Source organism: Cohnella cellulosilytica, assembly GCF_042431195.1.
Classification (GTDB): domain Bacteria; phylum Bacillota; class Bacilli; order Paenibacillales; family Paenibacillaceae; genus Cohnella; species Cohnella cellulosilytica.
The window spans coordinates 18,042-42,998 of the sequence record NZ_JBHMDN010000005.1 but is presented as its reverse complement, the minus strand read 5'-3'; the positions used below and the strand labels follow the sequence as shown (position 1 = coordinate 42,998).

General features: G+C 59.3%; 18 protein-coding genes and 1 pseudogene. 12 read left to right on the top strand and 7 right to left on the bottom strand.

Features of this window, described 5'->3' with window-relative positions:
* Positions 1–36: 36 nt before the first annotated feature.
* The 6 genes and pseudogenes from ACFFT4_RS01855 to ACFFT4_RS01830 all read left to right on the top strand — a co-directional run bounded on the left by ACFFT4_RS01855 (position 37) and on the right by ACFFT4_RS01830 (position 7,470).
* Positions 37–3,402: a beta/gamma crystallin-related protein gene (locus ACFFT4_RS01855; protein WP_378044595.1), complete on the top strand. Its 3,366-nt coding sequence runs from the start codon at positions 37–39 to the stop codon at positions 3,400–3,402.
* A 253-nt stretch (positions 3,403–3,655) separates the two neighbouring features.
* Positions 3,656–4,264 (top strand): annotated as a pseudogene (locus tag ACFFT4_RS01850) (RNA polymerase sigma factor); the annotation flags it as partial.
* A 286-nt stretch (positions 4,265–4,550) separates the two neighbouring features.
* Positions 4,551–4,691 (top strand): hypothetical protein, encoded by a 141-nt coding sequence (locus ACFFT4_RS01845; protein ID WP_378044749.1) that lies wholly within the window; start codon positions 4,551–4,553, stop codon positions 4,689–4,691.
* 133 nt (positions 4,692–4,824) lie between these two features.
* Positions 4,825–5,454, top strand: coding sequence for a hypothetical protein (locus tag ACFFT4_RS01840; RefSeq protein ID WP_378044747.1), 630 nt, complete (start codon positions 4,825–4,827; stop codon positions 5,452–5,454).
* 545 nt (positions 5,455–5,999) lie between these two features.
* The gene (gene erm, locus ACFFT4_RS01835; RefSeq protein ID WP_378044594.1) at positions 6,000–6,836 is read left to right on the top strand and encodes a 23S ribosomal RNA methyltransferase Erm; all 837 of its coding nucleotides are present in this window, start codon (positions 6,000–6,002) and stop codon (positions 6,834–6,836) included.
* A gap of 133 nt (positions 6,837–6,969) precedes the next feature.
* The gene (locus tag ACFFT4_RS01830) at positions 6,970–7,470 is read left to right on the top strand and encodes a CYTH domain-containing protein (protein WP_378044593.1); all 501 of its coding nucleotides are present in this window, start codon (positions 6,970–6,972) and stop codon (positions 7,468–7,470) included.
* Between the two features lie 80 nt (positions 7,471–7,550).
* Here the strand turns inward: ACFFT4_RS01830 and ACFFT4_RS01825 are convergent, their stop codons facing one another.
* From ACFFT4_RS01825 to ACFFT4_RS01805, 5 genes are all read right to left on the bottom strand, one after another.
* On the bottom strand, positions 7,551–8,372 hold the full coding sequence (locus ACFFT4_RS01825; RefSeq protein ID WP_378044592.1) for an SDR family oxidoreductase: 822 nt from the start codon (positions 8,370–8,372) through the stop codon (positions 7,551–7,553).
* A gap of 68 nt (positions 8,373–8,440) precedes the next feature.
* Positions 8,441–9,037 carry a TetR/AcrR family transcriptional regulator gene (locus tag ACFFT4_RS01820; protein WP_378044590.1) on the bottom strand — a complete coding sequence of 199 codons (597 nt, stop codon included), beginning with the start codon at positions 9,035–9,037 and terminating at the stop codon, positions 8,441–8,443.
* A 238-nt stretch (positions 9,038–9,275) separates the two neighbouring features.
* Positions 9,276–10,271, bottom strand: coding sequence for an iron-hydroxamate ABC transporter substrate-binding protein (locus ACFFT4_RS01815; protein WP_378044588.1), 996 nt, complete (start codon positions 10,269–10,271; stop codon positions 9,276–9,278).
* A gap of 92 nt (positions 10,272–10,363) precedes the next feature.
* Positions 10,364–11,980, bottom strand: a complete 1,617-nt coding sequence (locus ACFFT4_RS01810) for an ABC transporter substrate-binding protein (RefSeq protein WP_378044586.1) — start codon at positions 11,978–11,980, stop codon at positions 10,364–10,366.
* A gap of 501 nt (positions 11,981–12,481) precedes the next feature.
* Positions 12,482–13,702, bottom strand: coding sequence for an MFS transporter (locus tag ACFFT4_RS01805; RefSeq protein ID WP_378044584.1), 1,221 nt, complete (start codon positions 13,700–13,702; stop codon positions 12,482–12,484).
* Positions 13,703–14,012: 310 nt separating this feature from the next.
* Between ACFFT4_RS01805 and ACFFT4_RS01800 the strand changes: the two genes are divergently transcribed.
* Positions 14,013–15,230, top strand: a complete 1,218-nt coding sequence (locus ACFFT4_RS01800; RefSeq protein ID WP_378044582.1) for a winged helix-turn-helix domain-containing protein — start codon at positions 14,013–14,015, stop codon at positions 15,228–15,230.
* Positions 15,231–15,234: 4 nt separating this feature from the next.
* Here the strand turns inward: ACFFT4_RS01800 and ACFFT4_RS01795 are convergent, their stop codons facing one another.
* On the bottom strand, positions 15,235–16,017 hold the full coding sequence (locus ACFFT4_RS01795; protein ID WP_378044580.1) for a MeeY/MeeF family manganese export membrane protein: 783 nt from the start codon (positions 16,015–16,017) through the stop codon (positions 15,235–15,237).
* A 436-nt stretch (positions 16,018–16,453) separates the two neighbouring features.
* Here ACFFT4_RS01795 and ACFFT4_RS01790 point away from each other — a divergent pair, with 436 nt between their 5' ends.
* Positions 16,454–17,503, top strand: coding sequence for an ABC transporter substrate-binding protein (locus ACFFT4_RS01790; protein ID WP_378044578.1), 1,050 nt, complete (start codon positions 16,454–16,456; stop codon positions 17,501–17,503).
* 110 nt (positions 17,504–17,613) lie between these two features.
* On the top strand, positions 17,614–19,242 hold the full coding sequence (locus ACFFT4_RS01785) for a helix-turn-helix domain-containing protein (protein WP_378044577.1): 1,629 nt from the start codon (positions 17,614–17,616) through the stop codon (positions 19,240–19,242).
* On the opposite strand, the gene ACFFT4_RS01780 is transcribed toward ACFFT4_RS01785, so the two are convergent.
* Positions 19,239–20,807 carry a histidine kinase N-terminal 7TM domain-containing diguanylate cyclase gene (locus ACFFT4_RS01780; protein ID WP_378044575.1) on the bottom strand — a complete coding sequence of 523 codons (1,569 nt, stop codon included), beginning with the start codon at positions 20,805–20,807 and terminating at the stop codon, positions 19,239–19,241. The genes ACFFT4_RS01785 and ACFFT4_RS01780 overlap by 4 nt on opposite strands.
* 180 nt (positions 20,808–20,987) lie before the next feature.
* On the opposite strand from ACFFT4_RS01780, the gene ACFFT4_RS01775 reads away from it, so the two are divergent.
* The 3 genes from ACFFT4_RS01775 to ACFFT4_RS01765 all read left to right on the top strand — a co-directional run bounded on the left by ACFFT4_RS01775 (position 20,988) and on the right by ACFFT4_RS01765 (position 24,956).
* On the top strand, positions 20,988–21,890 hold the full coding sequence (locus tag ACFFT4_RS01775; RefSeq protein ID WP_378044574.1) for an aldo/keto reductase: 903 nt from the start codon (positions 20,988–20,990) through the stop codon (positions 21,888–21,890).
* 125 nt (positions 21,891–22,015) lie between these two features.
* Entirely contained in the window at positions 22,016–23,068 is a 1,053-nt protein-coding gene (locus tag ACFFT4_RS01770) for an NAD(P)/FAD-dependent oxidoreductase (RefSeq protein WP_378044573.1), read from the top strand.
* A gap of 112 nt (positions 23,069–23,180) precedes the next feature.
* The gene (locus ACFFT4_RS01765) at positions 23,181–24,956 is read left to right on the top strand and encodes a glycerophosphodiester phosphodiesterase family protein (RefSeq protein WP_378044571.1); all 1,776 of its coding nucleotides are present in this window, start codon (positions 23,181–23,183) and stop codon (positions 24,954–24,956) included.
* Position 24,957: the final 1 nt, after the last annotated feature.

Here is a 24,957-nt window from a genome sequence, read left to right as displayed (position 1 = left end):
GGCAGCGAAACCATCATCGATAAGGAGGAAAAGGTAATGAATCACGCGCGCAATACCCGGCCCGGCCGTTGGCTGTCTTTGACGCTTACCTGCGGCATGCTGCTCTCCTGCTTCTTCGCGGGCACGGCGGGGGCCAGTCCGACTTCGCATTCGTTCAACACGGGAACGGGCACGTTAAACGTCGATTACGCATCCTACCTTTCCAAGCACGATCTCGTGTTCAACGCGCCGATCAGCCAGCCCAAGAGCGGCGTTCCGGCAGGCAACGGCCGCGTCGGCGCGCAAGTGTGGAACACGGCCGGCGGACTGACGATGCAGCTTCAAGGCGTGGACGCTTCGCAGCACGGCTGGGCGTCGCAAGGGCTCGTCAATCTCTACAGCAGCCCGGGCTTCGACTCGAATTATTCGAGCTACCAGCAGCGTCTCTCGCTGTACGACGGACTGGTCACGACGAAGTACGACAACAACCGGACGATTACAATCATGGGATCCCCCAATTCCGAAGTGATGGGCATCCACGTCGAGGATAGCCGAACGGGCTTGTCCGGCGTCTCCCTCGATCTTAGTCTGTGGGACGTCAGCTCGCTGAACAATGGCGGCGACGTGCCGGACCTCAACACGTGGCGCACGGTGTCCGTCTTCGCGGAGCCGACCGTCGCCGGCTTCAGCCGCGGGCAGACGGACCCGAACAAGTTCGGCTACACGATGGCCGCTACCGTCGAAGGCGCAAGCTTCACGACGCAGAACGTCGGCGGCAACAAAGTGCGGCTGAACATCTCGCCGGCCTCCAGCTACACGATCTGGATCGCCGTTGCCAGCCGTCTGAACGCGCCGGGCAACGACTCCGTCGCGCAAGCCAAGAGCTTGCTGACGAACGTGAAGAACACCGGCTACGCGGCGACGCTGAACAATTTCAAGAACTGGTGGCACGATTTCTGGAACAAGTCGTTCGTCCAATATTCGAACGCGTCCGGCGACGCCGACTATTTGGAAAGCTTCTATTATTTAAGCACATATTTGATTGCCGCCGGTGGTTACGGCAATTATCCGAACCACTTCATCAACGGCGTATTCAGCGGCGTCAACGACACCGACGCGGGCAAGTGGAGCCATGCGTACTGGTATTGGAACCAGCGCGACGTCTACCATTCGTTCCTCGCCTCGAACCACGCGGATATGGTCCGTATTTTCAACAACCTGTACAGCCGCAACTTCAATGCGCTGAAATCGTATACGATGACCCGCTACGGCATCGACGGCATCTGGGTGCCGGAGACGATGGGCTGGGACGGCAACGCGCGCCATACGATTAACAGCGACTATACGCAGGATACGCTGTCCACCGCGGCGGAGGCGGCGCTGAACATGTACGCGCAGTACAAGTACACGAACGACTCGTCGTATTTGTCGAACACCGCGTATCCGTTCATGAAGGAAGCCGCCAAATTTTATGCGGCGAAGCTGAGCTACAACAGCGGAACCGGCAAATATTATATGGCTTCGTCCAACGCGCACGAGCAGCATTGGGACGTCCAGAACGCGATCACCGATCTGGCCGCCGTCCGGGCGCTGTTCCCGGCCGCGATCCAGGTCAGCCAGCAGCTCGGCGTCGACAGCGCGCTTCGTTCGCAATGGCAGAACGTGCTGAACAACCTCGTCGCGTACCCGGTCGATCCGAACAACCCGTCGAGGTACTATCCTCATTCGCCGCCGCTCTCGCAGAACCGCAACAACGAGAACGTTATCCTCGAGCTGGCTTGGCCGTACGGAGTCAGCGGCATCGGCGCGCCGGATCAGCAGATGCTTATCAACAACTATAATAATCGGCCGTATCCTTACGGCGGCAACAACGTATGGGACCCGGCCCCGATCCAGGCGGCCAGGCTGGGGCTCGGAGACGAGGCCTACCTGGGCATGCGGATGATGATTCAGCGATACCAAGACTATCCGAACGGCCGCACGACGAATACGAACGGCGAATTCGAGTATATCGGCGTCCATCTCCTGGCGATGAACGAATCGCTGCTGCAGAGCTACAACGACAAGATCCGCGTATTCCCTGCGCTGCCCTCCGATTCGAGCATGAACGCGAAGTTTACGCTGCTGGCCAGCGGCGGCTTCCTCGTCAGCTCGGAGAGGGAGGCGAACGAGACCAAGTACGTCGGGATCAAGAGCCTGTACGGCAACTCGGCGACGGTCGTCAACCCGTGGGGAACGCAGCAGGCTCAGGTCAGAAGACTGTCCGACAACGCCATCGTGGCGACGAGCTCGAGCGGCGAGTTCAGCTTCGCGACAACGGCCAACGCCGTCTACGTCGTCGAGCGGACGTCGAAGCCGCTCGGCAGCTACTCTTATTCGCAGTTGAACGGCACGGCGAATCAGGGAGCGAAGGCGATTACGGTCAACGGCGTGAAGCGTACGCTGGGCAGCTCCGCTCCGTATTCCGGCCCGATGCCGACCTTCTACGCGAACAGCAACTACGGAGGCACGATGGTGTCGCTTCCTCCGGGCGATTACAACATCGCGCAGATGCAGGCGGCAGGCATCGCCAACGACAGCATCTCGTCGATCCGGGTGCCGGCGGGCATCACCGTGATCGCCTATGGCGACGGAGCGTTCGACGGTCCGTCGTGGACGTTTACGTCCGACAATCCGAACCTGGCGAACACCGGCAACGACAACGCGATCTCGTCGATCAAGGTCATTGTCACGGGCGCCTCCGGAGTCACCTTCTATCCGGATGCCAACTATGGAGGCATAGGCGTAACGCTCGGCGTCGGCGACTACGCGATTGCGCAGATGCAGGCAGCGGGCATCGCCAACGACAGCATCTCGTCGATCCGGGTGCCTTCCGGCTATACCGTCGTCGCATACGGCGACGGGGCGTTCGACGGTCCGTCGTGGACGTTCACGTCCGACAATCCGAATCTGGCGAACACCGGCAACGACAACACAATTTCCTCGTTTAAGATAACGTTGGGAGGAGGCGGAGGAGGAGGAGGGGGCTCCAATGCCCCGGTCGGTCAGACGATCGCGTTCAAGGCGGTCGTTAACGGCCAATTCGTGACCGCGGAGAACGCCGGAGCGGGCGCGCTTATCGCCAATCGCGCCACGGCGGGCTCCTGGGAGCAATTCGCCGTCGTCGATGCCGGAGGCGGCGCGGTCGCGCTTCGGGCGACGATCAATAACAGATACGTCACCGCTTCGTCTTCGGCGAGCCTGATCGCCGATGCGACCGCGATCGGCAGCGCGCAGAAGTTTAATTGGATCGCCAACTCCGACGGCACGTTCTCGCTGCAAGCCGTCGTGAACGGCCAGTACGTCTGCGCGGACAACGCGGGCGTCGACGCGCTGATCGCGAACCGTGCCGCTATCGGTCCTTGGGAGAAATTCTCGTACTGATTCTGCGGCGCAGACGCTTGCAAGACGGCTCGACAAGGGGCTGTCCCATAAGTCATTAGCGGGCAACAACATGGAATGATCAATTTATAAACATGGGGATATATCTCCTGCAGGGCGAAGCGCCTTATGCGGAAGGAGATATATCCCCATGCCATTCTTCGAATGGGACAACCCGTCGTTTCGTGCTTCCTGCGGATAGGGCAAGGGGCGGCGAAATAGAGTCCGGAAGACGAGCCGGTATGGTAAAATCAGGATGAAAGGTGGAGGGATGATAGATTTCTTCCGTTTGCGGTGTCTTAAGGAGTGGGGACCCATACAGGCTCAGAGGAGCGTGCGACAGTCGGTGATCGGGCTGGAGAGAGAGGACGAAGAACAGGCGGAGAGATTTCCGAGAGCTACGGACCGCGAGCTTATCGAGCAGGCGCGAGGAGGAAGCAGAGAAGCGTTCGGGGAGCTGGTTCGTCAGTATCGGGCAGAGGCGCTGGGTGTTGCGAACCGGATGGTGCGCGACCCGCATATGGCGGAGGACGTCGTGCAGGACGCGCTTATCCGCGCCTTCATCCATCTCGGCAGCTTGATGGACGGAGGCAAGTTCGGGCCATGGCTTCGCCGAATCGTCCGGAATCAGGCTCTGCTGAAGCTGCGGCGCGGCGGTCCTTATGCGAAGGAGCAGCCGTTCTCCGGGCTCGCGGGAGGAGCGGGCGGCGCGGACGACTATTCGGATTCCGGCGGCGACGGAGCTTCGACGGATTGGACGAACATCGACCGTCTGCTCTTCCGTCTGCAGACGGCGGCGGCGCAAGAAGCGCAAAGCCTCGGCGATCCTTCCGCGAGCTACTTGCGGTACGAAATGCTGGGAGGCTTGCGCGAGCTGCTGCACATTCTGACGAAGCGCGAGCGGGCCATCTTCGAAGCGCATTTTTCGGCGAGCTTCCGCCCGCCGAGATCGCCAAGCTGTTCGACACCTCGACGGCCAACATCTATAACAGCCTTTCCCGCTCACGGGCCAAAGTCCGGAAGGAGCGCATCCGCGTCTCCATCGGACTGTACGTTCGCAAGCGCGAGGAACAGGGATTGCCGCGCCGCAGAGTGCTGGCTCCTCCGCCTTGACCGGGCGCCCCAAACCTATCCCGCAGGAGGAAACCAAGATGACGATCGAGCGCAAGACGAACTGGAACGAGACGTGGACATCGGCCGCCCACGCGATATACGGCGCGGTCGGCTATACCGAGAAGAAGCATCTGTCCCTGGTGGACGTCATGGGGTTGACGGGACACCTTTCCGGATGAACATCGAGCCCAAGCAGATTCATATTGCCGGGCCGACCTCTTTTCCCGGAGGGTATATTTTCCGCCGCAACCTGTGCAATTTGGGCTTTATCAGCAACTTGGGGACGCGGCCGCTCCGCCGACTCCAGAGCAGGTGGAGGGAACGCTGGCGCTTATTCACGAGACTCTCGACAAGGGCGTTCCCGCGATCGCGTTCGACCTGTTCATTCCGGAATTCGGGCTTATCTACGGATACGACGACGACAAACAGCTGTTCCATGCCAAGGATTTGTCGCAGGACGGGACGATCTCCTATGCCAAATTTGCGGACCCAAAGATCGGCGTGCTGTTCGTGATTACGATCAGCGAGAGTCTGCCGCATTCCAAGTACGAGATGCTGCGAATGGCGCTCGATATGATCGTCGATCATGCGAGAGGGCGGGAGTGGAACGCCAGATTCAAAGGGCGCTACAGCATGGGGCTGGCCGGCTACGAGGCGTGGATTAAAGCGATGGAGAAGCGGGAAGCGGACGAACTGGGCAATGCGTACAACGTCGAAGTAGTCGCCGACGCGCGCGAATTCGCGGCGCAATTCCTGCGCGAGCTGGTCGTCAAATGGAACGGCACCGGTTCCGTGGAGCGTCGGGTTCGGGAATTCGCGGCGGAAGCCGCGGAGCATTACGAGGCGGTCGCCGCCGCATTCGCCGAGCTGCGCGCGATGTTCCCGTTTCCCCAGGGCGGCACTCCCAAGGAGGAGGCGACGGCCGAGCAAGCGATTCATTGACTGAAGCTGGCCCAAGAGGCGGAGACGAAGGGAGTGGCCGTGCTTGAGCGGTTCCTGGATTTCATGAAAGCGTACCATTCCGACAAGTGGGTGCACTAGGTTGATCCGGGCCAACAGACCCCCCAACATTGTAAAAGGGGCAAACCCTGTGCTACAATAGCTTCAATTCAAGGAACGGAGGGTTGTCCTTCTATGGGTGTTATTGATTATGTCAGATTGCGTTTTGTCGCTTTGTGCCACTAACTAAATAGTGAACAAAGGCTCTGCCTGCGTGCGGAGCAAAACGGAATCGGACTGCCCATTTTAGGATATCCTGCCGCGTAGGCGGATCATTGGGGACAGCGCGTCTGTCTCTTTTTTGCGTTCCCGTTAAGGGGACGTTTATCCGTCCTTGCCATTGAAATCCGCTCAACTGTCGTCCTTGGCGCTTCAAGGATCATGGTTTATTCGAATGCGCGCAATCGCTCTTTCCCCGGTATCGTTGTTCCGCCGCAGGCATACGCCTGCGGTTTTTTGTTATTCGACGACCAGGGAGGAACCTATTCATGCGCAGACACAATAAGAAACACCGGACGATAAGAAAATGTAAATCGGGGCCCAACTTTACGGGTCAGCATCTGCTGCACAATCCGCGAACGATCCGACGGCTGATAGAGGCGGCGAGCCTTGGACCGACCGATACCGTTCTGGAGATCGGAGCGGGCAAGGGAGTCCTCACCTTCCCGGCTGCCGAAAAAGCCGGCAAAGTGTTGGCGGTGGAAATAGACGCGGATTTCGCCGATATCCTGCGCGCCAAAGCGGCGGCATATCCCCGCATCACGGTTATCCAAGATGACATCAGAGAAGTGCGGCTGCCCGCGGGGCCGTTCTGCGTAGTGGCGAACCTTCCGTTTGCCATCACGACGGCTATCCTGGAAAAGCTGCTGGGCACCGAGGGGAAGACCTTTCAAAGAGGGGTCTTCATTTTGGAGCAGGGAGCGGCTCGAAGGTTCACGCAGCACCAGACGTTGGATCCGCGGCTGTTGAAGTGGAGGATGATCTTCGATTTCGAAATGAGAGCGACGGTGCCCCGTACGCACTTTGCCCCGCCTCCGCGCGTCGATGCGGCGATTGTGCGAATTGTCCGCAGACGTTGTCCGCGGATCCCGGCTAAAGAGGGGAAAAGATTCATCGCATTCGCAGCCTATGCGTTAAGCGAGCCAAAGCGGATGGCGGCGGATGCGTTTAAGGGGATTTTTACTTCGGTTCAGTTAGGTACGGCGTTCAAGAACGCCAAGGTCATGCGCGAGCAGGCGGTCGCCTCGTTATCGCTGGATCAGTGGGCGGCGCTCTTTCATGCGATGCTTCGATACGCCCCGCCTTATCGTTGGCCGAACGGTTAGCCCCTCCGTCGTTCACGGGCCGGGCCCGGACGCGACCGCGTCGCGAACAATTGCTTTTCCTTGCCCGCCGGAACGGGTATAGTTGTTTTATCGCGAGTGAGCAGGACGCAAAACGCAATGGAGGCTGGCATAGATGGCATTGGAGATTGAGAGAAAGTTTCTGTTGGCGGAGTTTCCCGATTCGTTGGTGCGGGAGGGAGCGATTGTTTCGGTCAAGGAACAGCGGATCGAGCAAACCTATTTGGCGATTGACGACACTCAGGAGCTGAGGGTCCGGAAGATCAAGGATCTGGCCTCCGGCGAGCTGGAGTTCACCCATACGTTCAAGAACGGCAACGGCCTCGTGCGCGAGGAGATCGAATATTCGATCTCCGAAAGCTTGTACGAGCAGCTCATGAAAGCTTCCGGAGCGATTCCGTTGACGAAGGTAAGGACGACGGCCGAATGGGGAGGAATGACCGTCGAGATCGATACGTACGACCAGCTCGAGCTCAGAGTGCTGGAGATCGAGTTCGATTCGGAAGAAGCGGCGACGCGGTTCCAGGCGCCGGACTGGTTCGGTCCCGACATCAGCTCGACGAAGCAGTACAGCAACAAGACGGTGTGGAAAAAGCTGCAGGAGAGAGCGGACTAGGGGAAAAAGGGACGCAGGAGTCGAATACACCGCCCGCGCTGAGAAGGCGGAGTGGCGGTGTATTCGACGTTTCCGAGCCTTTACAAGCCATAACCGGCGGCGATCGTCTCCAGATACCGCTCGATCGGCACCGATTGCCGGAAGGCGATCAGCTCCTCGGTGCTCTTGCCGACGGGGGTGCGGAATTGCTTGCTCTCTCCCGTCGCCAGCCTGGTGATCGCATCGACGATGTTTTGCGGGTCGTCGGCGGGCTCCTTGGCCGAGAGCTCGAACCTCTGCTTCACTTTTGCCGTAACGTCATCGTAAGCCTTGATTTCCTCGCTGGCGCTCCAGACGGTGTTTTTCAAGAAGTTGTTGCCCGCGGAGCCTCCTTGCTCGATCAATCTCAGCTCGATGTTTAACGGCTTTAGCTCGTAATACAGCCCCTCGGTCAATCCTTCCAGCGCAAATTTGGACATATTATAGAGAGAGCCGGTAGGGGCGGCCGTCGCGACGCCCATCAGCGAGCTGATATTGATGAACATGCCCCCGCCGTTGGCCCGGAAATGCGGCAGAAACGCGCGAATGACGTTGATCGGCCCGCGAACGTTAACGGCGAATTGCCAGTCGATGGCCTGCTCTTCCGCAAGCTCCAACGCACCGTAGACGCCCATTCCGGCATTGTTGACGACGACGTCGATCCTGCCGAAAGCTTCGATCGCGCCGTTTACGGCCTCTCGCACCTGAGTTGCGTCCGTTACGTCCAGCTTGAACAATTTTATTTTATCGCGCCCCGCAAGCTCCGTTTCCTTCTCCGGCGAACGCATCGTCGCCGCCACGTTCCACCCCATTTCGGCAAATCGGATCGCCGTTAGCTTTCCCAAACCCGTGCTTGTGCCGGTAATGAACACTGTTTTCGACATTCGAATCTCTCCTCTGTTTCTGAAAATGTAGTGAACGCTCATTCTAATTTGGGCGAAAAAAAGAGGAGCTACGGCAAAAAGGCTTTTGCCGTGCTGACGGAGTTCCAGCAGGAATGAATGGCCATATCGACCACGTCGGGAGTGAGCTCAAGCTGATCTTGAAGATGCCCCTTGACCAGAAATACGATGGTTCCCCAGTGCATCTGGACCATCAATCTCGCATCCCCGCGCTTGAATAAGCCGTTCTCCATCGCCTCCGCGTACAGGACGGACAACGGAGCGCACCAGTTGTTCTCGTAGGCCGTTTTTTTCGACGATTCGTAAATATAGGGCGAGAGCGAGTATTGCTCCATAAACCGGAATGCGTCGGCGTAATCGACGCTCGTCTCGATAACCCGCTGCCATACGGTCCGAAAACGTTCGAAAATATCCGCGCTGTCATGGAAGCCCTGAAGCACGATCTCCGTCTGGTGATCGACGATGCTCGTATACAGCTCGTTGACGATGTCCTCTTTGCCCGAGAAGCAATTGTAGATGCTGCCCATGGAAATCCCCGATTCGCTGGAGATCAGGGACATGGAGGTCGATTGGAGATCGTTGGCGCTGAGCAGCTTAAGCGTCGTTTCCAGTATCGTTTTTTTCGTCTTTTTGTATTTCTCGAACATGCGAACCTTCTCCTGTCGACTATCTTCGCCCTAAATTAGAATGAACGCTCTAATCTTAGCGCGCCTATGCCAAAAAGTCAATGAGGGCTTGCGAACCCTTCATTGACCTGTGCTCGGCTTGCGGCCCGGTATCGTCGAAGCGGAAGCTGGCGGTAATTTCGGCCAGTCGCGCAGCTGCTCTGGAATTACCGTTACGCTACGCTGGCCCATTATTCGTGCAGCCGCCTGCATTTAGCAATCAGGGAGACCGTTCCTGCGTAAGCCAGGCGACCAGCTCTTTCGTCTGGGCAAGCACCGCGATCGGATCGTAATACCACGAACGCTCCTCCGGCCAGACGTACAGACGGTCGTTCTTCACTGCCGGGATGCTGCTCCAGATCGGGTCCTTCTGGAAATCCTCCAAGGTGCGATCGTTGGACGTCAGCACAATGTAGTCGCCCGCGTATTCGTCGATTGTCTCCGGGGAAATTTCCGCCCACTGCTTCTCCATAATTTGCTCCGCCACCGTTACGGGGGGCTTACGGCCCAGAGCCTGGTAGACGGGCTGCCCGCCTCGGCCGAAGTTGTCTCCGTATGCCCAGATCGATTTGCCGGCGCTCTCGAGGATCGAGAAGGAGGCGTCGGCCGGAATCGCCGCGTCGACTTTGGCTTTGGCTTCCGCAATCTGACGGTCGTACTCCTCGAGCCATGCTTGGGCTTCCTTTTCCTTGCCAAGCATCTTCCCGAAGAAGGTCAGTTCCTCGTGGGCGTTCTTCAATTCTCCGTAGGGAACCGCTACTGTTGGAGCAATTTTGCTCAACGTCTCGTACACGTCCTTGTTCCCCGTAATGATGAGATCGGGGTTCAGGCTCATGATCACTTCGGGGGAAGGGGAGCCGTACGTTCCCGAGTCGGCCACGCCGGCAAGAGCTTCCTTAAAGTAATAATTTTGCAGCGACAGGCCCGGGGCTCCGACCGGAATAACGTCCAGGGCGATCAGACTGCCCAAATATTCTTCCGCTACGATCCGCTGCGGGTGTGCCGGAATTTGAACGGGGCCGTTCACGGTGTCGATCGTCCTGTATTCCGGCTCCGCGGACGGACTTTCCGAAGCGGAAGGCCCGGCGGATTCGGAAGCCGGCGGCTGCGACGCGGCGGGAGCGGCATTGTTCGATCCGCAGGCGGCAAGAAACGCGAGACAGAGTATGACGGCGATTATCGTCATTTTACGCGAGGTGACAAAGCGATGCGGCAAAACGGATACCCTCCTGTATGTGGTGATAATGATTCTCAATGAAACTATACAGGGTATCCGTTCGTTCGACTACGGGCAGAAATGATATTTGCTCATGCAAATTTGTGATCAGGCAGCAGTTGGCGCGCCAACAGGTTCAACTGCGCTTGCGTGGAGAGCGGATCGTAGCCGCAGAAGAGGACGGACTCCCGCAGCCAATAGAGCCGCCGGTTGCGAACGGCCTCCAGGTCCGACCATTGCGGGGAGCGGAGCAGGCGCCGAAGGTACGGGCGGGATTTCGGACAGGAGGGCGCTCCGGTCATGAAAATATGATCGGCCGGGTACGCATGCAGCTCCTCGATCGTCGTTTCCACGTAGCCGTGGGAGAACCCGCCCCGCTCGGGAGGCCGAAATCCGAGGTCCCCGTACAGAATGTGCGCGCCTCTTCCATAGCTGCCGCTGCACGCGTACGCCTTGTCGCCCGCCATCTCCCATACGATGGCGGTGCCTCTGTGGCCAAGCCGCTCGTCCAAGGCTCGGTTGATCCGCTCGACTTGTTCGTCGTAACGGGCCAGCCATTGCTCGGCTTCCCGCCGCTTGTCCAGCATTTGGGCGATCACGAGCAGCTGTTCTCGCCAGCTCATCGTGCGAAACGGCAGCGCGATCACGGGAGCAAGCGGAAGCAGGCTTCTGTTCTCGGCGGCGGTATTGTAATGGATGATCATGTCAGGACGGATCTCGGCCACCGTATCGTACAAGCTGGACGGGGTGTGCCCGTTGGGATTCAGCGAAACACCGGATTGCGCAGGCGTTTTGTTTTGCTCCAGCCAGGAAGTGTAGACGCCCAGCTCGGGCGTTTGGCCGAGCGCCATCAGAATGCCGGTATGATTCAGGTTCAGCGCGGCGATTCGCTTGGGCTTGCGCCTGAAGGCGGTCGGGGACATCCCGACGACCTCCTTGAATTTGCGGCTCAAATACAGACCTTCCTTGAATCCGACTTGAGGAGCCAGCGCGTTCATCGCAGTATTGTCCATGAGCATGCGGCTTTGGGCGCTGCGAATCCGCAGCATCGTCAAGTAAGCGATGAAGGTGCGGCCGGTATGCTTGCGGAACATTCGGGAGAAATGCTCGGGGCTGACGCTGGCCCTCTCCGCCAACTGCTCTCTTGTCAGATCCTCGTTGTAATGGGCTTCGATGAACCGAACCGCCCGGGACAGCCAGTCCCCGGACGACGTCCGGGCTGCCGCCAGCTCCCGGTGAAGCTCGGACAGCAAGCGGCCGAACAAGAGCTGCACTCGGTAAGGCTCGGCTTCGTCCGACCGCTCCCTCCAGGCGGCGTACAGCTCGGCGGCCAGCCTCAGACAGCCGATCGGGCAGCGCCGAACCATCTCGAATTCCGGAGCGGGGCCGCTGTCGGCGGAGCCGGCCGGGGAATGGATGAATTCGATATGGATGCCCTGGAGGGAAGTATCGGGATCGAACCCGACGGTCTGCGAGGCCGGGCGGCCGAGCAGCGCAAATCCGCGTGTCGCTTGATGAGGCTGCTCGTAGAGATGCAGATTTCCCTTTCCTCCCCATACGACGAGGAGCTGGGAGCGTCCCGGAACGGACCCGGTCCGCTCGACCGCCTCGTATTCGGCATATTCGGCCAATCCGGTAATCCGCAGGGGAACGGCAAAAGGGTGCGGAGCAGGCGATTCGGGAACAGGGGCTGAAAGACTGAACGGCATGGCGATGTGCACTCCTCTATCCTACCCTCTTTAATAGTGGCCGCAGCCGATGAATTCTACCTGTACTTTACCCTATTTGATAATGATTATCATTATCTTTTTTTCTGTGACCGACCAATTTGCATACGTGAACTCGAAGGAGTCGCGAACCCCCTACTCACTTCCCCCTCTTTACGGCCCGGCAAGCCCATTTGTGCAACTGCCTGCTTTTAGCGGTCAGGGAGCCATTACGCAAGCCAATTCGGGCAGCTGTCCGCTTTTAGCGGTCTGACAGGCCGTTACTGGGCGGCTTCGACCGATTTTGGAGCCGGAAGGTTCGAAGGAATCGCATGTCGGAGCACGGGTAAAGTTATAGCGGAGGTTAAACTATTTCTGGGGTTGTCCCGAGGCGGACTTGCCGGAGATCATCAATAGACCGCAAGGAGAACCCCCTTTGCGGTCTATTGATTCAAAGCCACTTGCCCGGCCTATGGGACAGCCCCTTCCGGTCAAGCAGCGTATTTAAGCCTCGGAGGCGGGCTGATCCGCCTGCAGCTTCTTAAAGCCGGCCATCAGCAGAAGGCCGGTCAGCACCGTCACGACCCCCGACCAGAAAAACCAAGGCTGAATGCCGTACCTTTCGACGAGCGGGCCCGCCAGCAGCAGGCCGATCGGGGAGGCGAGCAGCATGACGCTGGTCACCAGCGAGATGACGCGTCCCAGCATTTCCGGCGCGTACGCCTTCTGGATCATCGCCATATAGGGACCGTTGAAGAACGGAGAGGCCGCTCCCATCACAAACGACAGGACGGCGAAGACGAAGAACGCGTCGGGGCCGATGACCCCGCTCCCCAGGCACGCGAGACCGATGACGACCAGGCTCCAGCAAATATACGTAATATCCTTCAGCTTGGAGGCCGCGACGGCCAGCAGCAAGCCTCCGAGGATCATCCCGATGCTGAATACCGCCTCGATCAGGCTGGCGCTGTATCCCCCGCGCCCGAAATGGGACAGCGTCATGAACGGAAACAGCGTGGCCAGAGGCATGAAGACGACGCTGAAAATCGCGGTCGCCGCGGTGACGATAACGACGGGACGCGCCCGGACGAAGGTTTTCCACCCCAGCTTGAACTCGTTGAGAAAATGGGGAGCCTGCTGCCCCGCCGGCTTCGGCTGACGGATGGGGATGAACAGCAGCATGAGGTTGGCGATCAGCGCGCCCGCGACGTCCAGGAACAGCACGAGACCGAGCGAGGTGGCCGAGTATACGGCGATGCCGAGCGCGGGACCGACGACCGTGGAGACCGAGAACACCATCTGCTGCCAGCCGGCTACCCGGGTCAGCTGGTCCTCGGGAGCGAGCAGCGGGATGGCCGCCTGCAGGGCGGGGGCATGGAAGGCGGAGGCGGCGGAACGGATCAGCAAAATCAAATAGACGAACTCCAGACTGGGGTCGCCGAAATAGTAGTATAAGCCGAGTACGAGGCTGAACAAGGCAATCGAGCCGTCGGCCGCGATCATCGTAAGCTTGCGGTTCCATCTGTCCAGCCATACGCCGATGAACGGACCGAGAACCGCTTGCGGCAGGAAGCCGACCAGTCCGGCCAACGTCAGTACGACGGCCGATTGCGTCGTGGCCGTCAGATGCCAGACGATCGAGAACTGCACCATGGAGGTCGTCAGAATAGAGAAAATCTGTCCGGTGAACAGAATCGCGAAATATTTTTTCCAATGGGTCGACACAGAGAACCATCCCTTCGTTGATCAAGCATGTCAAAAATGAGACGCAAATAAACCCAAGCCGCCTTCGCAAAAAAACGGCCGAGCCGCGAGATCATTCCGGCATTACCTTAAACGCATGGAATGGGTCAACTCCGACACCTCCCCGAAACCTACTGCCAGTGTAGCAAGGGCTGCCCGACAATGCAATTCCCGAAGGAAAATCCGCTCATGAAGGCGAATACGTTGAAGGAGCAAGCTATCGCGCGCGGGCCCGCCAAAAGCGTCAAACGCAAAGCCCGGCATAAGAAAGAGGAGACGGGAGAGAGCCGATATGAAGACGAATAAGGAGGATTTTGCGATCTCGATATCCAAGCGGCAGGCGCGCAGGTTTCTGCTGCTGTATCACGGCCTAAGCGGGGAATTCGAGTTTCGGGGCAAGGAAGGCGTCATGGCTTACATCCGCCGCGTCGGCTGTATTCAATACGATCCCCTCAACGTCGTCGGCACCAATCCGGAGCTGGTGCTCCGCTCCAAAGTCGAGGACTTCGAGCCCGCTATGCTCCCGGAGCTGCTGTACGAGGATCGCAGACTGGTCGATTACTGGGACAAATGCATGTCGATTCTGCCCGTCGAGGACTGGCCGAGCTTATCCCGCTTGCGGGAGCATCACGGAGCGTGGTGCAGGAACAACGAAGCGATCGTCGAGCGGGTGAGCAGCGAAATCGCGGGCAGAGGTCCGTTATGCTCGGGCGATCTGGACGACGACGAGAAGGTCGACTGGGCGTGGGGACCGACAAGACTGTCCCGCGCCGCGCTGGAGGCGATGTACCATGCCGGGCGGCTCGGCATTCACCATAAATCGCATACGCGCAAATATTACGATCTGACGGAGCGTCTGATTCCGGAGCGCTACAGAGCCGCCGAGGATCCGTTCGCGACGGACGAACGGTATTACGCCTGGTTTGTGACGAGGCGCATCGGCAGCGTCGGGCTTCTGTGGAACAGGCCGAGCGACGCCTGGATCGGCATTCGCGGCTTAAAGAGCCGGGAACGGAACGAGGCGTTCGCGGCGCTTGTCCGGGAAGAGCGGGTCGTCCCCGTCCGGGTGGAAGGGATAGCGCATCCGCTGTATGTGCGCAGCGAGGACAGACCCATTCTCGAGCGGGCCGTCGCGGACGATGGCCCGAACGAACGGGCAAGCGTGCTCGCCCCGCTGGACAACCTCATGTGGGACCGCAACCTGATTCGCGAGCTGTTCGGTTTCGAATACCGCTGGGAGGTGTACAAGCCGGCCGCCCAGCGCCAATACGGGTATTACGTGCTGCCCGTCGTCTACGGAGACCGGATCGTCGCCCGCTTCGATCCGGTCAAGCACCGGAAGGGCGCGCCGCTCGCCTTCCACAATTGGTGGTGGGAGGACGGCGTCGACAAGGAAGACGCGCGAATGGCCCGGGCGATCGCGGCCGGCCTCGAACGGTTCGCCGGACAGCTTGGCACGTCCTACAGCGCGCCGCGCCAACCGAAGAAACGCGGAGAAGGCGCGAGATGAGCGATCAGGCCGCGCTGGCGGACTCCTTGTCCTTGCTCTTCTTGCCGGACAGGAACCAGCCGCTCAAGGCGATGATCAGCAGCACGGCGTAGAAGGTCAGCTTCCAGCCGGTCGATTCCGCAAACTCATGCGGGATCACGTGCAGCGACGGATGGGCGAGCGTATGAACGGCCAGCTTGACGCCGACCCATCCGACGATGACGAACGCGGCGATTTCCAGCGACGGCCGGCTTTCCAGCAGCTTGACGAACAGGTTGGCGGCGAATCGCATAATCAGCAGACCGAGGAAGCCGCCCAGGAAAATGACGATGAAGTGCCCGCCGTCCATCCCGCCGATCCGCGGCAGGGACGTCGTCGGCAGCGCGACGGCCAGGGCGACCGCCGCCAGAATCGAATCGATCGCGAAGGCGATATCCGCCACCTCGACCTTGAACACCGTCATCCAGAAACCGGACGCCTTTCTTTCCTTTTTGACCGCCGCTTCCTGTTCCCCTTTTTTCACGATGACCTTACGGAAAATATGATTGGCCGCGATGAACAGAAGATAGATCGCGCCGATGGCCTGCACCTGCCACACATCCACCAGAAACGAAATCGCGAACAGCGAGGCGAAGCGAAACACGAACGCTCCGGCCAGCCCGTAGAAGAGCGCTTTTTTGCGCTGGGTCTCCGGCAGATGCTTGACCATAATGGCCAGAACAAGCGCATTGTCCGCGGCCAGCAGCCCCTCCAGCGCGATTAATACAAGCAGCACCCATCCGTACTCCATCAGCAATCCGAAATCCATTTAACCCGTCCCCCTTGAACGAAGAAGTGAGATGAACCTGCCGCATATTCTTCCCAAAGAACGCGAAGAGACCTTCGCCTCGTTGGACAAAGGTCTCGCTAACAGCACCGTTTCGGCAATGCCAATAAAGCCGGAGAGCGGGCGCTCTCGTATTGACGACTTTTATTGTACAGCTACTCCCCTTTGGAGTCTGACTATTCGGTTGGGCAAGTCTCATACAGGAAAATAATACGTGGGTTCGCGCGCGAGGTTTCAATTAAGAAGCGAATATTCCAACAGGGGTTCTTCCGGCTTTTTTCCGCGGGAGCTTTTGCATGAATTTCGCGTTTCGACGGCAAGTCGGCTTGTTTTGCTCCGAATCCTCCATTGTTGACCTTCCGCAGCCTCCTTATAATATGATGAGAATCATTATCACTTAGACAAGGGAGTCTGAACTATGCAAGCTATTCGCAAGCCGACAGCCATCGCCGCTGTGCTGCTATTTGTCGTCGCCATGCTGCTCAACGCATGCGGGAACGGAAATTCCGCCGGAAACGGCGGTTCCTCCAGTCCCTCGAAATCCCCCGCCGCTTCTCCGTCCTCGACGCCATCCCCATCCCCCTCGTCTTCGGCATCCGCCCCCGCGGACGGCGAAGGGACGCGAATCGTCAGCACGGTTAACGGCGACGTCGAAATCCCCGCGCATCCGCAGCGCATCGTCGCCTTATATTATCATCACATCCTTTTCGCGCTCGGGGAGAAACCGGTCGGAGCCAATCTGACCTGGTGGGGCGGCAGCCCGTTCCTTGCAGAGCAGGAAGCGGGAGTCACCGACGTCGGAGGCCCGCCGTCGCTGGAAGCGGTGGCCGCGCTGGAGCCGGATTTGATTATCATGAACAGCAATAACGCGGAGGACTACGAGCAGTTCGCCAAAATCGCGCCTTCCGTGCTGATTCCGTACGACGGCGGCCGTACCGTCTATCAGGAGACCGAAGAAATCGCCAAGCTGTTGGACAGGCCGGACGAGGCGGCCCGGCTTCTGGAGGAGTTCGAGAAGAAAGCGGAGGCCGCCCGCGTCAAGTTGGAGGGCGTATTGGCCAGCGACGCCAAAGCGGCCATTATTCGCTTCGACGGCAACGGAGGAGAGTTCACCGTGTTCGGCGACAACTACGGCCGCGGAGGATGGCCGATCTACAGAGGGCTGAAGCTGCAATATCCGGCCAAGATCAAGGAGGACGTCATCGACAACGGCACGCAAATCCTTCAGGAGCTGCCGCTCGAGAAGCTGCCCGATTATGCCGAGGACGCCGACTACCTGTTCGTTTCCACGGAGGGAGTCGCGCTCGATGTCGTTAAGGGCAGCGCCGTATGGAAAGGGCTTAAGGCCGTGAAGGAAAATCGCGTCATCGAGCTGGACGTCAAGCAATATTACTACTTCGACCCGATCTCCATTTCCGCCCAGATGGACTTGATCGCGGATTTGCTGCTGAGCAACTCTGCTCAGTAGCCTTAAATTTATCGGGGACAGTTCCTTGTTGCGCGTACAGGGAGGAGCCGCTAGAATAGAGACATCCGACTAATTGATAATCATTATCAACGAAAAAGGAGCGCGCCCGAATGAGTTGTTTGTCTCTGCCCTTCCGCACCTCTCTGTTCACTCTGTCCGACATCGTCGAAATTCGTTGCGAAGCAGCCGCCAAGGCGAACCGGCTGCATGCGCCGGAGCAGGTATTCGTCGCGGTCAAGCAAGGCGCCGGCAGCGCCGTCATCGACGGCAGGAGGCGCCGGCTGGTCAGGGGGAGCTGCTTTCTCCTGCCGCCCGATACGCTGTTCGACGTGTCGGCGGACGAAGGTCCGGAGCTGAAGCTGATGTGGCTGGTCTACCGGGTCGTATCGGTCACGGGGAGCCCGTCGAACGAAGAGAACGAAGCCGCTCCTCTCGTTGTTCCGTACGAGGAGCTTGACGCGCAGCCTTTCGGCCGCATTGCGGATCGATTGGACGAGCTTTACCGTCACAGGGGGGAGACGGAGGAGCTTGCGCATTTCAGACAGCATATCCGGTTTCAGGAGCTGCTGTACGAGCTGTGCCAAGAGAGCGCGTCTTCCGGAGGCCGTCATCAATCCCGCGAAGCGGTGCGGCGATCGATCGACGGTTTGCATCAACTGGACGTCTCCGACATAAGCGTGGAAGCTTTGGCGCGTCAGGCCAATATCGGCGCCCGTCAATATTCGCACCTGTTCAAGCAGCTGACCGGCACAAGCCCGGTAGACTATATGACGGAATTGAAGCTTAATCGCGCCAAGGAACAGTTGATGACCTCCGCCGACAGCCTGCAGCAGATCGCCCAGAGCGCCGGCTTCAAGGACGTCTACTACTTCAGCCGAAGATTCAAGCAGATTGTCGGGCAAACTCCGAAGCAATACGTGCGCCATGCCCGCAAAGGCCTGCGGATCGTGGCGCTTTATTACGCCAACGTCCTGCTCTCGGCGGGGGTGAAGCCGGTGGCTGCCAACTTGACTTGGTGGGGAGGGAGCACGTTCCTGAAGGAGATGGAGGAAGGGATCGTCGACATCGGCTGCGAGCCGTCCATAGAGGCCGTAACGAAGCTGGAGCCGGATCTGATTCTCATGAACGACGCCAATCTGGCGGATTACCCGGCCATGTCCAAGATCGCGCCGACTCTTCTCCTGCCTTACGAGGGCCGCCGCAGCATCTTCGACGATGTCAGGCTGATCGGCCGGTTGATCAATCGCCCGCGGGCGGCGGACGAGCTGGAATCGCGATTCGAGCGCCGGGCCGCGGAAATCCGGCAGAGATTGGCGGGAATCGTAAACCGCGCCTCCACGGCCGCCATTGTCAGATTCGATCACCAGGGCCGGCAATTTTCCGTGTTCGGGGACAATTACGGCCGAGGGGGCTGGCCGATTTACCGGGGGCTGCGACTGGGGGTTCCGGAGGCCGTGCAGCGGCAGGCGATCAACAGCGGCCTGCAGATTTTGCAAGACCTGCCGCTCGAAGAACTGCCGGTTTACGCCGGCAGCGCGGATTTTCTGTTCGTCGCCGACGAAGGCGAGGGCATACGGTACGTGCAGGATCATCCGGTCTGGAGAAGCTTGCCCGCCGTGGCTCAGGGCCGGGCTCACGTGCTGAGCCAGGCGGACATTTCCTTCTTCGATCCGATTTCGATCGAAGGCCAGCTGGAGCTGCTGGCGCGGCTGCTGACGGAGCGGAAGCCGGCTTCCTAGGGGCGCGAAGCCAAAGCTCCGCGATAGGCGCTCACGCGGTTGCGGCCGTCGCGCTTGGAGGCGTACAGCGCCTCGTCGGCTTGACGCAGCAGCGTATCGAGCCTGACGTCCGGACCGGCGTCGGCCTCGGCGACGCCGAAGCTGGAGGTGACGGCGATGCTGCCCCGGGCGGCAAGCGGCTCGGATTCCAGCGCCTCCCTGAGCCGCTCCGCGATGGCGCAGGCGTCGCTCAGGGAGGCGTTCGGCAGCGCGACGACGAACTCTTCGCCGCCGTAGCGCGCGAACAGCATGTCCGGGGAGAGCTGCCGCTTGCACACTTCGACGACGTGCACCAGCAGCCTGTCGCCCGTCTCGTGCCCGTAATGATCGTTCACCTGCTTGAAGCGGTCGATATCGAACAGAACGACGGCGAACGGGCTGCCTTCCGCGCGGCAGGCTTCGAGCAAGCTGCGGCTGCGGGCGATGAATTGGGAACGGTTGAAAATTTGCGTCAAGCCGTCGTAGAAAGCCTGATGCTCCAGCTCCTGCTGAAGCCGCTTCAGCTCCGTCACGTTGATGAACATCAGCAGAGCGCCCGCCGTTTCGCCGTTGCGCTGGCGAAGCGGGGAATACCGGACCTGGTAGAACTGCTCCGCTCCGTCCGTCGTCCAGACGAGTTCTTCGTCCCGTCCGTCTGGCTGATGCACGAACGGATACGCCGCGCCTGTCAGCTCGGTCCAGACTTCATTCAGCGTTCTGCCGATCATGGCCGGGCTGAGGGCGGGGATCATGCGCGCAATGGCCCGGTTATAGTCGCTCAGCCGCTCCGCCGAGTCCAGAACGATAACGCCTTCCCTCATGCTGTCGAAGATCGTCTCCTTGGCGATCGGGATGACAGTCAGCATTTTCGCGGACAGAATCGCCCAAATATACAAGCCCGAAGTAATGCACATCACCATCGGCACGGGGTCGATGCCCGCGGGGGTCAGGCCGACGAGATACAGGAACGCCGTCGTCATCGGAATAAACTGGCCGCAAATCAAGGTGATAAGCTGCGGCTTATACGACCTGCGCGTCTGTCTCCAGCGGCTCAGCAGCAGCGCGGTCGCGGCCAGCAGGCAGCTCGAGGTATAAATTCCGTGAACGATATACCAATCTCCGATTTCGATTTCCAGATAGGGCAGGGACAGGCCTTCTTTAATCCGGAACGCTTTGTAGAACAGGCCGTGCCAGTCGTTCGTGGCGACCATCAGCAGCGTAACGGAGGGGATGACGAACAAGGCCGCGGCCTGGCGTCGGGAAACCTTCCATCCGAGATAATGGAGGATGATCATCAGCCCTAGGGGCGCGGAGAACGGCATGCCGATATACTCGATCACCGTCCACAGCTTGACCTCCCGCAGCGTATCGCTGGCCAGGCCGAAGGCGTAAGCGAAGCTGTATACGGACAGGGCGATCGTGTACAGAATGAAGGTCCGGGCCCCCGGAATCTCCCTTCTCCGGATCAGGACGTAGATGCAGAGGAATACGTTGAATATGCCCGATACGCTTACCAAGGTGATATACGTCGTCAACTGCGAATCCATACCCGTGTTCGACTCCATTCGCGCAATCTTTATCGTTATCGTAACACAACGTCCCGCCTGCTTGTTGGTCTATTTGGCCCGCGGCCGTATAATGGACGAAGGAAGAAGAACGCCGTCCGCTCCGCGCCTTCGGAGGGTTGCGGACAAGAGGACGACCGGAAGGAAAGGGATGAGCATACGATGAAAATGAACCGCTTGGGGACGTCCGATCTGCTTGTCGGCGAGATCGGCCTGGGATGCATGTCGTTGGGTACGGAGGAAGCGAAGGCGATCGGGCTTGTCCATGAAGCGATGGAACGCGGCGTCAATTTCCTGGATACGGCGGACTTGTACGACGACGGCCGCAACGAGGAAATCGTCGGCAAGGCGATCCGCGGCAGACGGGACCGGGTCGTGCTGGCCACGAAGGTCGGGAACCGGCGCGTTCCCGGACAGGAGGGCTGGACGTGGGACCCTTCCCGGGCCTACATTTTGTCCGCGGTCAAGGAGAGCTTGAGGAGACTGGGCACGGACTACATCGACCTGTACCAGCTTCATGGCGGAACGATCGAAGATCCGATGGACGAAACGATCGAAGCGTTCGAGCAGCTGAAGCGGGAAGGGACGATCCGGGAATACGGGATCTCCTCGATCCGTCCCAACGTCATTCGCGAATATGCGGCGCGCTCCTCTATCGTCAGCGTGATGAATGCTTACAGCATCGTGGACAGACGGGCGGAGGAGACGGTTCTTCCGCTGCTTGGGGAACGGAAGATCGGGGTGATCGCCAGAGGTCCGCTGGCCAGCGGGGCGCTTGCGGCGAACCGGGAGCCTGCCCGCGGCGTGCCGGACTACGAACTGGAGGAGCTGAAGGCTCTGCGCGAACGCTTGCGCGGCTTGGAGACGCCGGGCCGAAGCCTTACGCAGTTGGCGATACGGTACTCGCTTGCTCATCCGACAGTGGCCGTCGCCATTCCCGGAGCCAGCTCGCGGGAGCAGCTGCTGCAAAATATCGCCGCGTCCCAAGCGCCGGAGCTGACGCTCGAAGAACTGGAGACCATCCGCGGCTTCAGCAAACCGAACGTCTATGCCGCTCACCGCTAAAGACCGACGAAGCATCCGCGGTTCAAATGCGATCCAATCGGAAATAACAATGATTTTCATTCTCAATGCATTGTGATACAATGTATCCGAAGCAGAACGACCGGAGAATGAGGGAGAGGATACGCATGTGTGCCAAGGATGTTTACGACATGACGATTATCGGAGGAGGTCCGGCCGGACTGTTCTCCGCTTTTTATAGCGGCTTGCGCGGAATGAGAACGAAAATTATCGAGTTCCAGACTTTCTTGGGCGGCAAGGTTAACGTCTATCCGGAGAAAATGATCTGGGACGTCGGCGGCGTCACGCCGATTACCGGAGAGAAGCTGATCGAGCAGCTGATCGCGCAGGGCCGGACGTTCGATCCGGAGGTCGTATTGGGGGAGAAGGTCACCTCCATCGCCAAAGAGGAGGACGATACCTTCGTACTGCATACGGCCTCCGGGGCGGAGCATTACTCCAGAACGATCATTCTGGCGGTCGGCGGGGGCATTCTGAAGCCGACCAAGCTGAATCTGGAAGGCGCCGAGCGGTACGAGGTGGCGAATCTGCACTACACGGTCAAATCCTTGTCGCGCTTCAAAGACAAGACGGTGCTGATTTCGGGCGGCGGCAACTCGGCGGTCGACTGGGCCAACGAGCTGGAGCCGATTGCCAAGACGGTGTATTTGACCTACCGCAACGACGCGCTGAAGGGACACGAGGCCGAAGTATCCAAGCTGCTCGCGAGCTCGGTCGTCTGCCTGCTCAATACCGAGATCGAGAAGCTGATGGCCTCTTCGGACCAGGAAGCGATCGAACGGGTGCTGCTGCGCAACAAGGACGACGGAGCGGAGGTCGAGCTGGCGGTGGATGAAGTCATCATCAACCACGGCTACGAGCGGGATAAGGATCTGCTCTCGAACAGCCAGGTCCATATCGAGATGAAGAACGAATGGGCGATCGAGGGGACGCCGATGAGCGAGACGTCCGTGCCGGGCGTGTTCGCGGCGGGCGACATCCTCGGCCACGAAGGCAAGCTGCACTTGATCGCGGGCGCGTTCCAGGACGCGGCCAACGCCGTAAACCGGGCGAAGCAATTCATTACTCCGGACGCGTACGCCTGGGGAATGGTGTCCTCTCACAACGAAATCTTCATGGAACGCAACCGGGAGCTGAAGAAGCAGCTGTTCGCGAAATAATTCGGGGCGATTCCGGCAAAATAGACCGAATCCTTGCTTTCAGCGGGGATTCGGTCTATTTTATAATAGTTTATATAGAAGATACCGACACCTTGAATTGGGATGATTCGCTATGCTCAGACTGATTATCAGAAGCTTGCGCGATTTTCGCGCGTTTTCCGCCAAGCTGCTTTTCTTCGAAATGGGATATATGCTCGCGACGAGCGCCGTTGTCATTCCGATGATTACGTTCGTGTTCAACCGCATTCTTAGAGTCGTCGGGTCCGGCTCCCTCCTTAACGGGGAGGTTTACCGGATCGGATGGAGCTATGAAGGCTTAACCGGCTTGCTGCTCATCGGACTCGTCGCTTCCTTCGCGCTGCTGATCGAATTGTTCGTGCTTATCGTGCTGATCCAGCAGCGCTACCTGGGCAAACAGATCGCGATCGTGGACGCGCTGCTGATCGCCTTGCGCAAGACGCCCAGGCTGCTCGGCTTCGGCATTTTCCAGCTTATGCTGCTGCTGCTCCTGCTGATTCCGTTTATCGATTCGCCTCTTTCGGCTTCGTTTTATGCGCTGTTTAACGTGCCGATTTTCCTGAATCATTACGTGCTGGAAGCCTCTTATACGATGACCGCCGCTTACGCGGCGCTTCTTGCGGTCGTGCTCTATACGTTTCTTCGGTGGATTTTCGTGCTTCATTTGATCGTCATCGAGGATATGAGGCTCGGTCAGGCCATTGTCCGGAGCCACGTCTTGACGCGGGGAAAATGGCTGGGGCTGTTCGGCTCGCTGCTCCTGCTGAACGCCGCCGTTCTCGCCGCGACCTCCGCGGCGTTATCCGCCATCGGTTCCATTCCCGCCTGGCTGAACATGGACGTACTTGCGCTTGTCTCGCAGCATCATTCCTTGACGTTATCCACCGTTCTGACTTATTTGCTGGCCCATCTGCTGCTGCCGATCAACATTTTCTTGCTGACTCGGCTCTATTACGGCTTAAACCGGGGGACGGGCATCAAGGAGAGGGAACGGCTGAAGATCCTTCGTCCCAGCAGGCTGGGACGGCTTGAAAACCGCATTTGGGTCGGGTGGAAGAGACTCCGCCGCAAGCGGCTGATTATCGTGTCGGCCGCGGTGGTCTACGTCGCCCTGTCGCTCTTCATCGGCTTGCGGGCGAACGACAGCCTCGTGTACGCGAAGTGGAGCGTATCGATCGCGGCGCACCGCGGCGATACGCTGGACGCGCCGGAGAATTCGCTGCTCTCCGTGATCTCGGCTATCGATAAGGGGATTCAGATTGCGGAGATCGACGTCCAGTTGACCAAGGACGGCGTAGCTGTGCTCAACCACGATAACGATCTCAGGCGCGTGACCGGCGTACGGACGCGCGTCGACGAGCTCACCTATGCCGAGCTTCTGCGGTTATCCATCGGCGAGGGCGAGGACGGCAAGCCGATTCGCGTCCCCGCGCTGGCCGACGTGCTGGCCGGAGCGCAGGGCCGTATCCAGCTGCTGCTCGATCTGAAGCCGCACGGCCGGGGCGAAGCGCTCGCGGAAGAGGTCGTGCGGCTGGTTCAGGAGGTCGGCAGCGAGCAGGAGGTGCGCATCCAGTCGTTCGACGGAGATACGCTCCGGCGCGTCCGGGAGCTGGCGCCCGAGATCAAGATCGGGAGAATTCTGTTTTTTGCGTTCGGGGATCTCTCCGCGCAGGACGTCGATTTCTATACGATCGAGCAGGTTATGCTGACCAAGCCGTTCGTGAAGCGGGCCCACGCGGCCGGGCGCGAAGTGTGGGTCTGGACGGTCAACGCCAGTCGGGATATGAAGGAAGTGCTCAAGTTCGAGATCGACGGCATGATCACCGACCAACCCGAGACAGCCCTTTCCATGGTCGAGGTGAATCTGTAGG

What these genes read in the sequence shown, in the direction of transcription:
- ACFFT4_RS01855 (WP_378044595.1), top strand. Translation starts at nt 37, where the DNA reads ATGAATCACGCGCGCAATACCCGGCCCGGCCGTTGGCTGTCTTTGACG.
- ACFFT4_RS01845 (WP_378044749.1), top strand. Translation starts at nt 4,551, where the DNA reads ATGACGATCGAGCGCAAGACGAACTGGAACGAGACGTGGACATCGGCC.
- erm (WP_378044594.1), top strand. Translation starts at nt 6,000, where the DNA reads ATGCGCAGACACAATAAGAAACACCGGACGATAAGAAAATGTAAATCG.
- ACFFT4_RS01830 (WP_378044593.1), top strand. Translation starts at nt 6,970, where the DNA reads ATGGCATTGGAGATTGAGAGAAAGTTTCTGTTGGCGGAGTTTCCCGAT.
- ACFFT4_RS01825 (WP_378044592.1), bottom strand. Translation starts at nt 8,372, where the DNA reads ATGTCGAAAACAGTGTTCATTACCGGCACAAGCACGGGTTTGGGAAAG.
- ACFFT4_RS01820 (WP_378044590.1), bottom strand. Translation starts at nt 9,037, where the DNA reads ATGTTCGAGAAATACAAAAAGACGAAAAAAACGATACTGGAAACGACG.
- ACFFT4_RS01810 (WP_378044586.1), bottom strand. Translation starts at nt 11,980, where the DNA reads ATGCCGTTCAGTCTTTCAGCCCCTGTTCCCGAATCGCCTGCTCCGCAC.
- ACFFT4_RS01800 (WP_378044582.1), top strand. Translation starts at nt 14,013, where the DNA reads ATGAAGACGAATAAGGAGGATTTTGCGATCTCGATATCCAAGCGGCAG.
- ACFFT4_RS01795 (WP_378044580.1), bottom strand. Translation starts at nt 16,017, where the DNA reads ATGGATTTCGGATTGCTGATGGAGTACGGATGGGTGCTGCTTGTATTA.
- ACFFT4_RS01790 (WP_378044578.1), top strand. Translation starts at nt 16,454, where the DNA reads ATGCAAGCTATTCGCAAGCCGACAGCCATCGCCGCTGTGCTGCTATTT.
- ACFFT4_RS01785 (WP_378044577.1), top strand. Translation starts at nt 17,614, where the DNA reads ATGAGTTGTTTGTCTCTGCCCTTCCGCACCTCTCTGTTCACTCTGTCC.
- ACFFT4_RS01780 (WP_378044575.1), bottom strand. Translation starts at nt 20,807, where the DNA reads ATGGATTCGCAGTTGACGACGTATATCACCTTGGTAAGCGTATCGGGC.
- ACFFT4_RS01775 (WP_378044574.1), top strand. Translation starts at nt 20,988, where the DNA reads ATGAAAATGAACCGCTTGGGGACGTCCGATCTGCTTGTCGGCGAGATC.
- ACFFT4_RS01770 (WP_378044573.1), top strand. Translation starts at nt 22,016, where the DNA reads ATGTGTGCCAAGGATGTTTACGACATGACGATTATCGGAGGAGGTCCG.
- ACFFT4_RS01765 (WP_378044571.1), top strand. Translation starts at nt 23,181, where the DNA reads ATGCTCAGACTGATTATCAGAAGCTTGCGCGATTTTCGCGCGTTTTCC.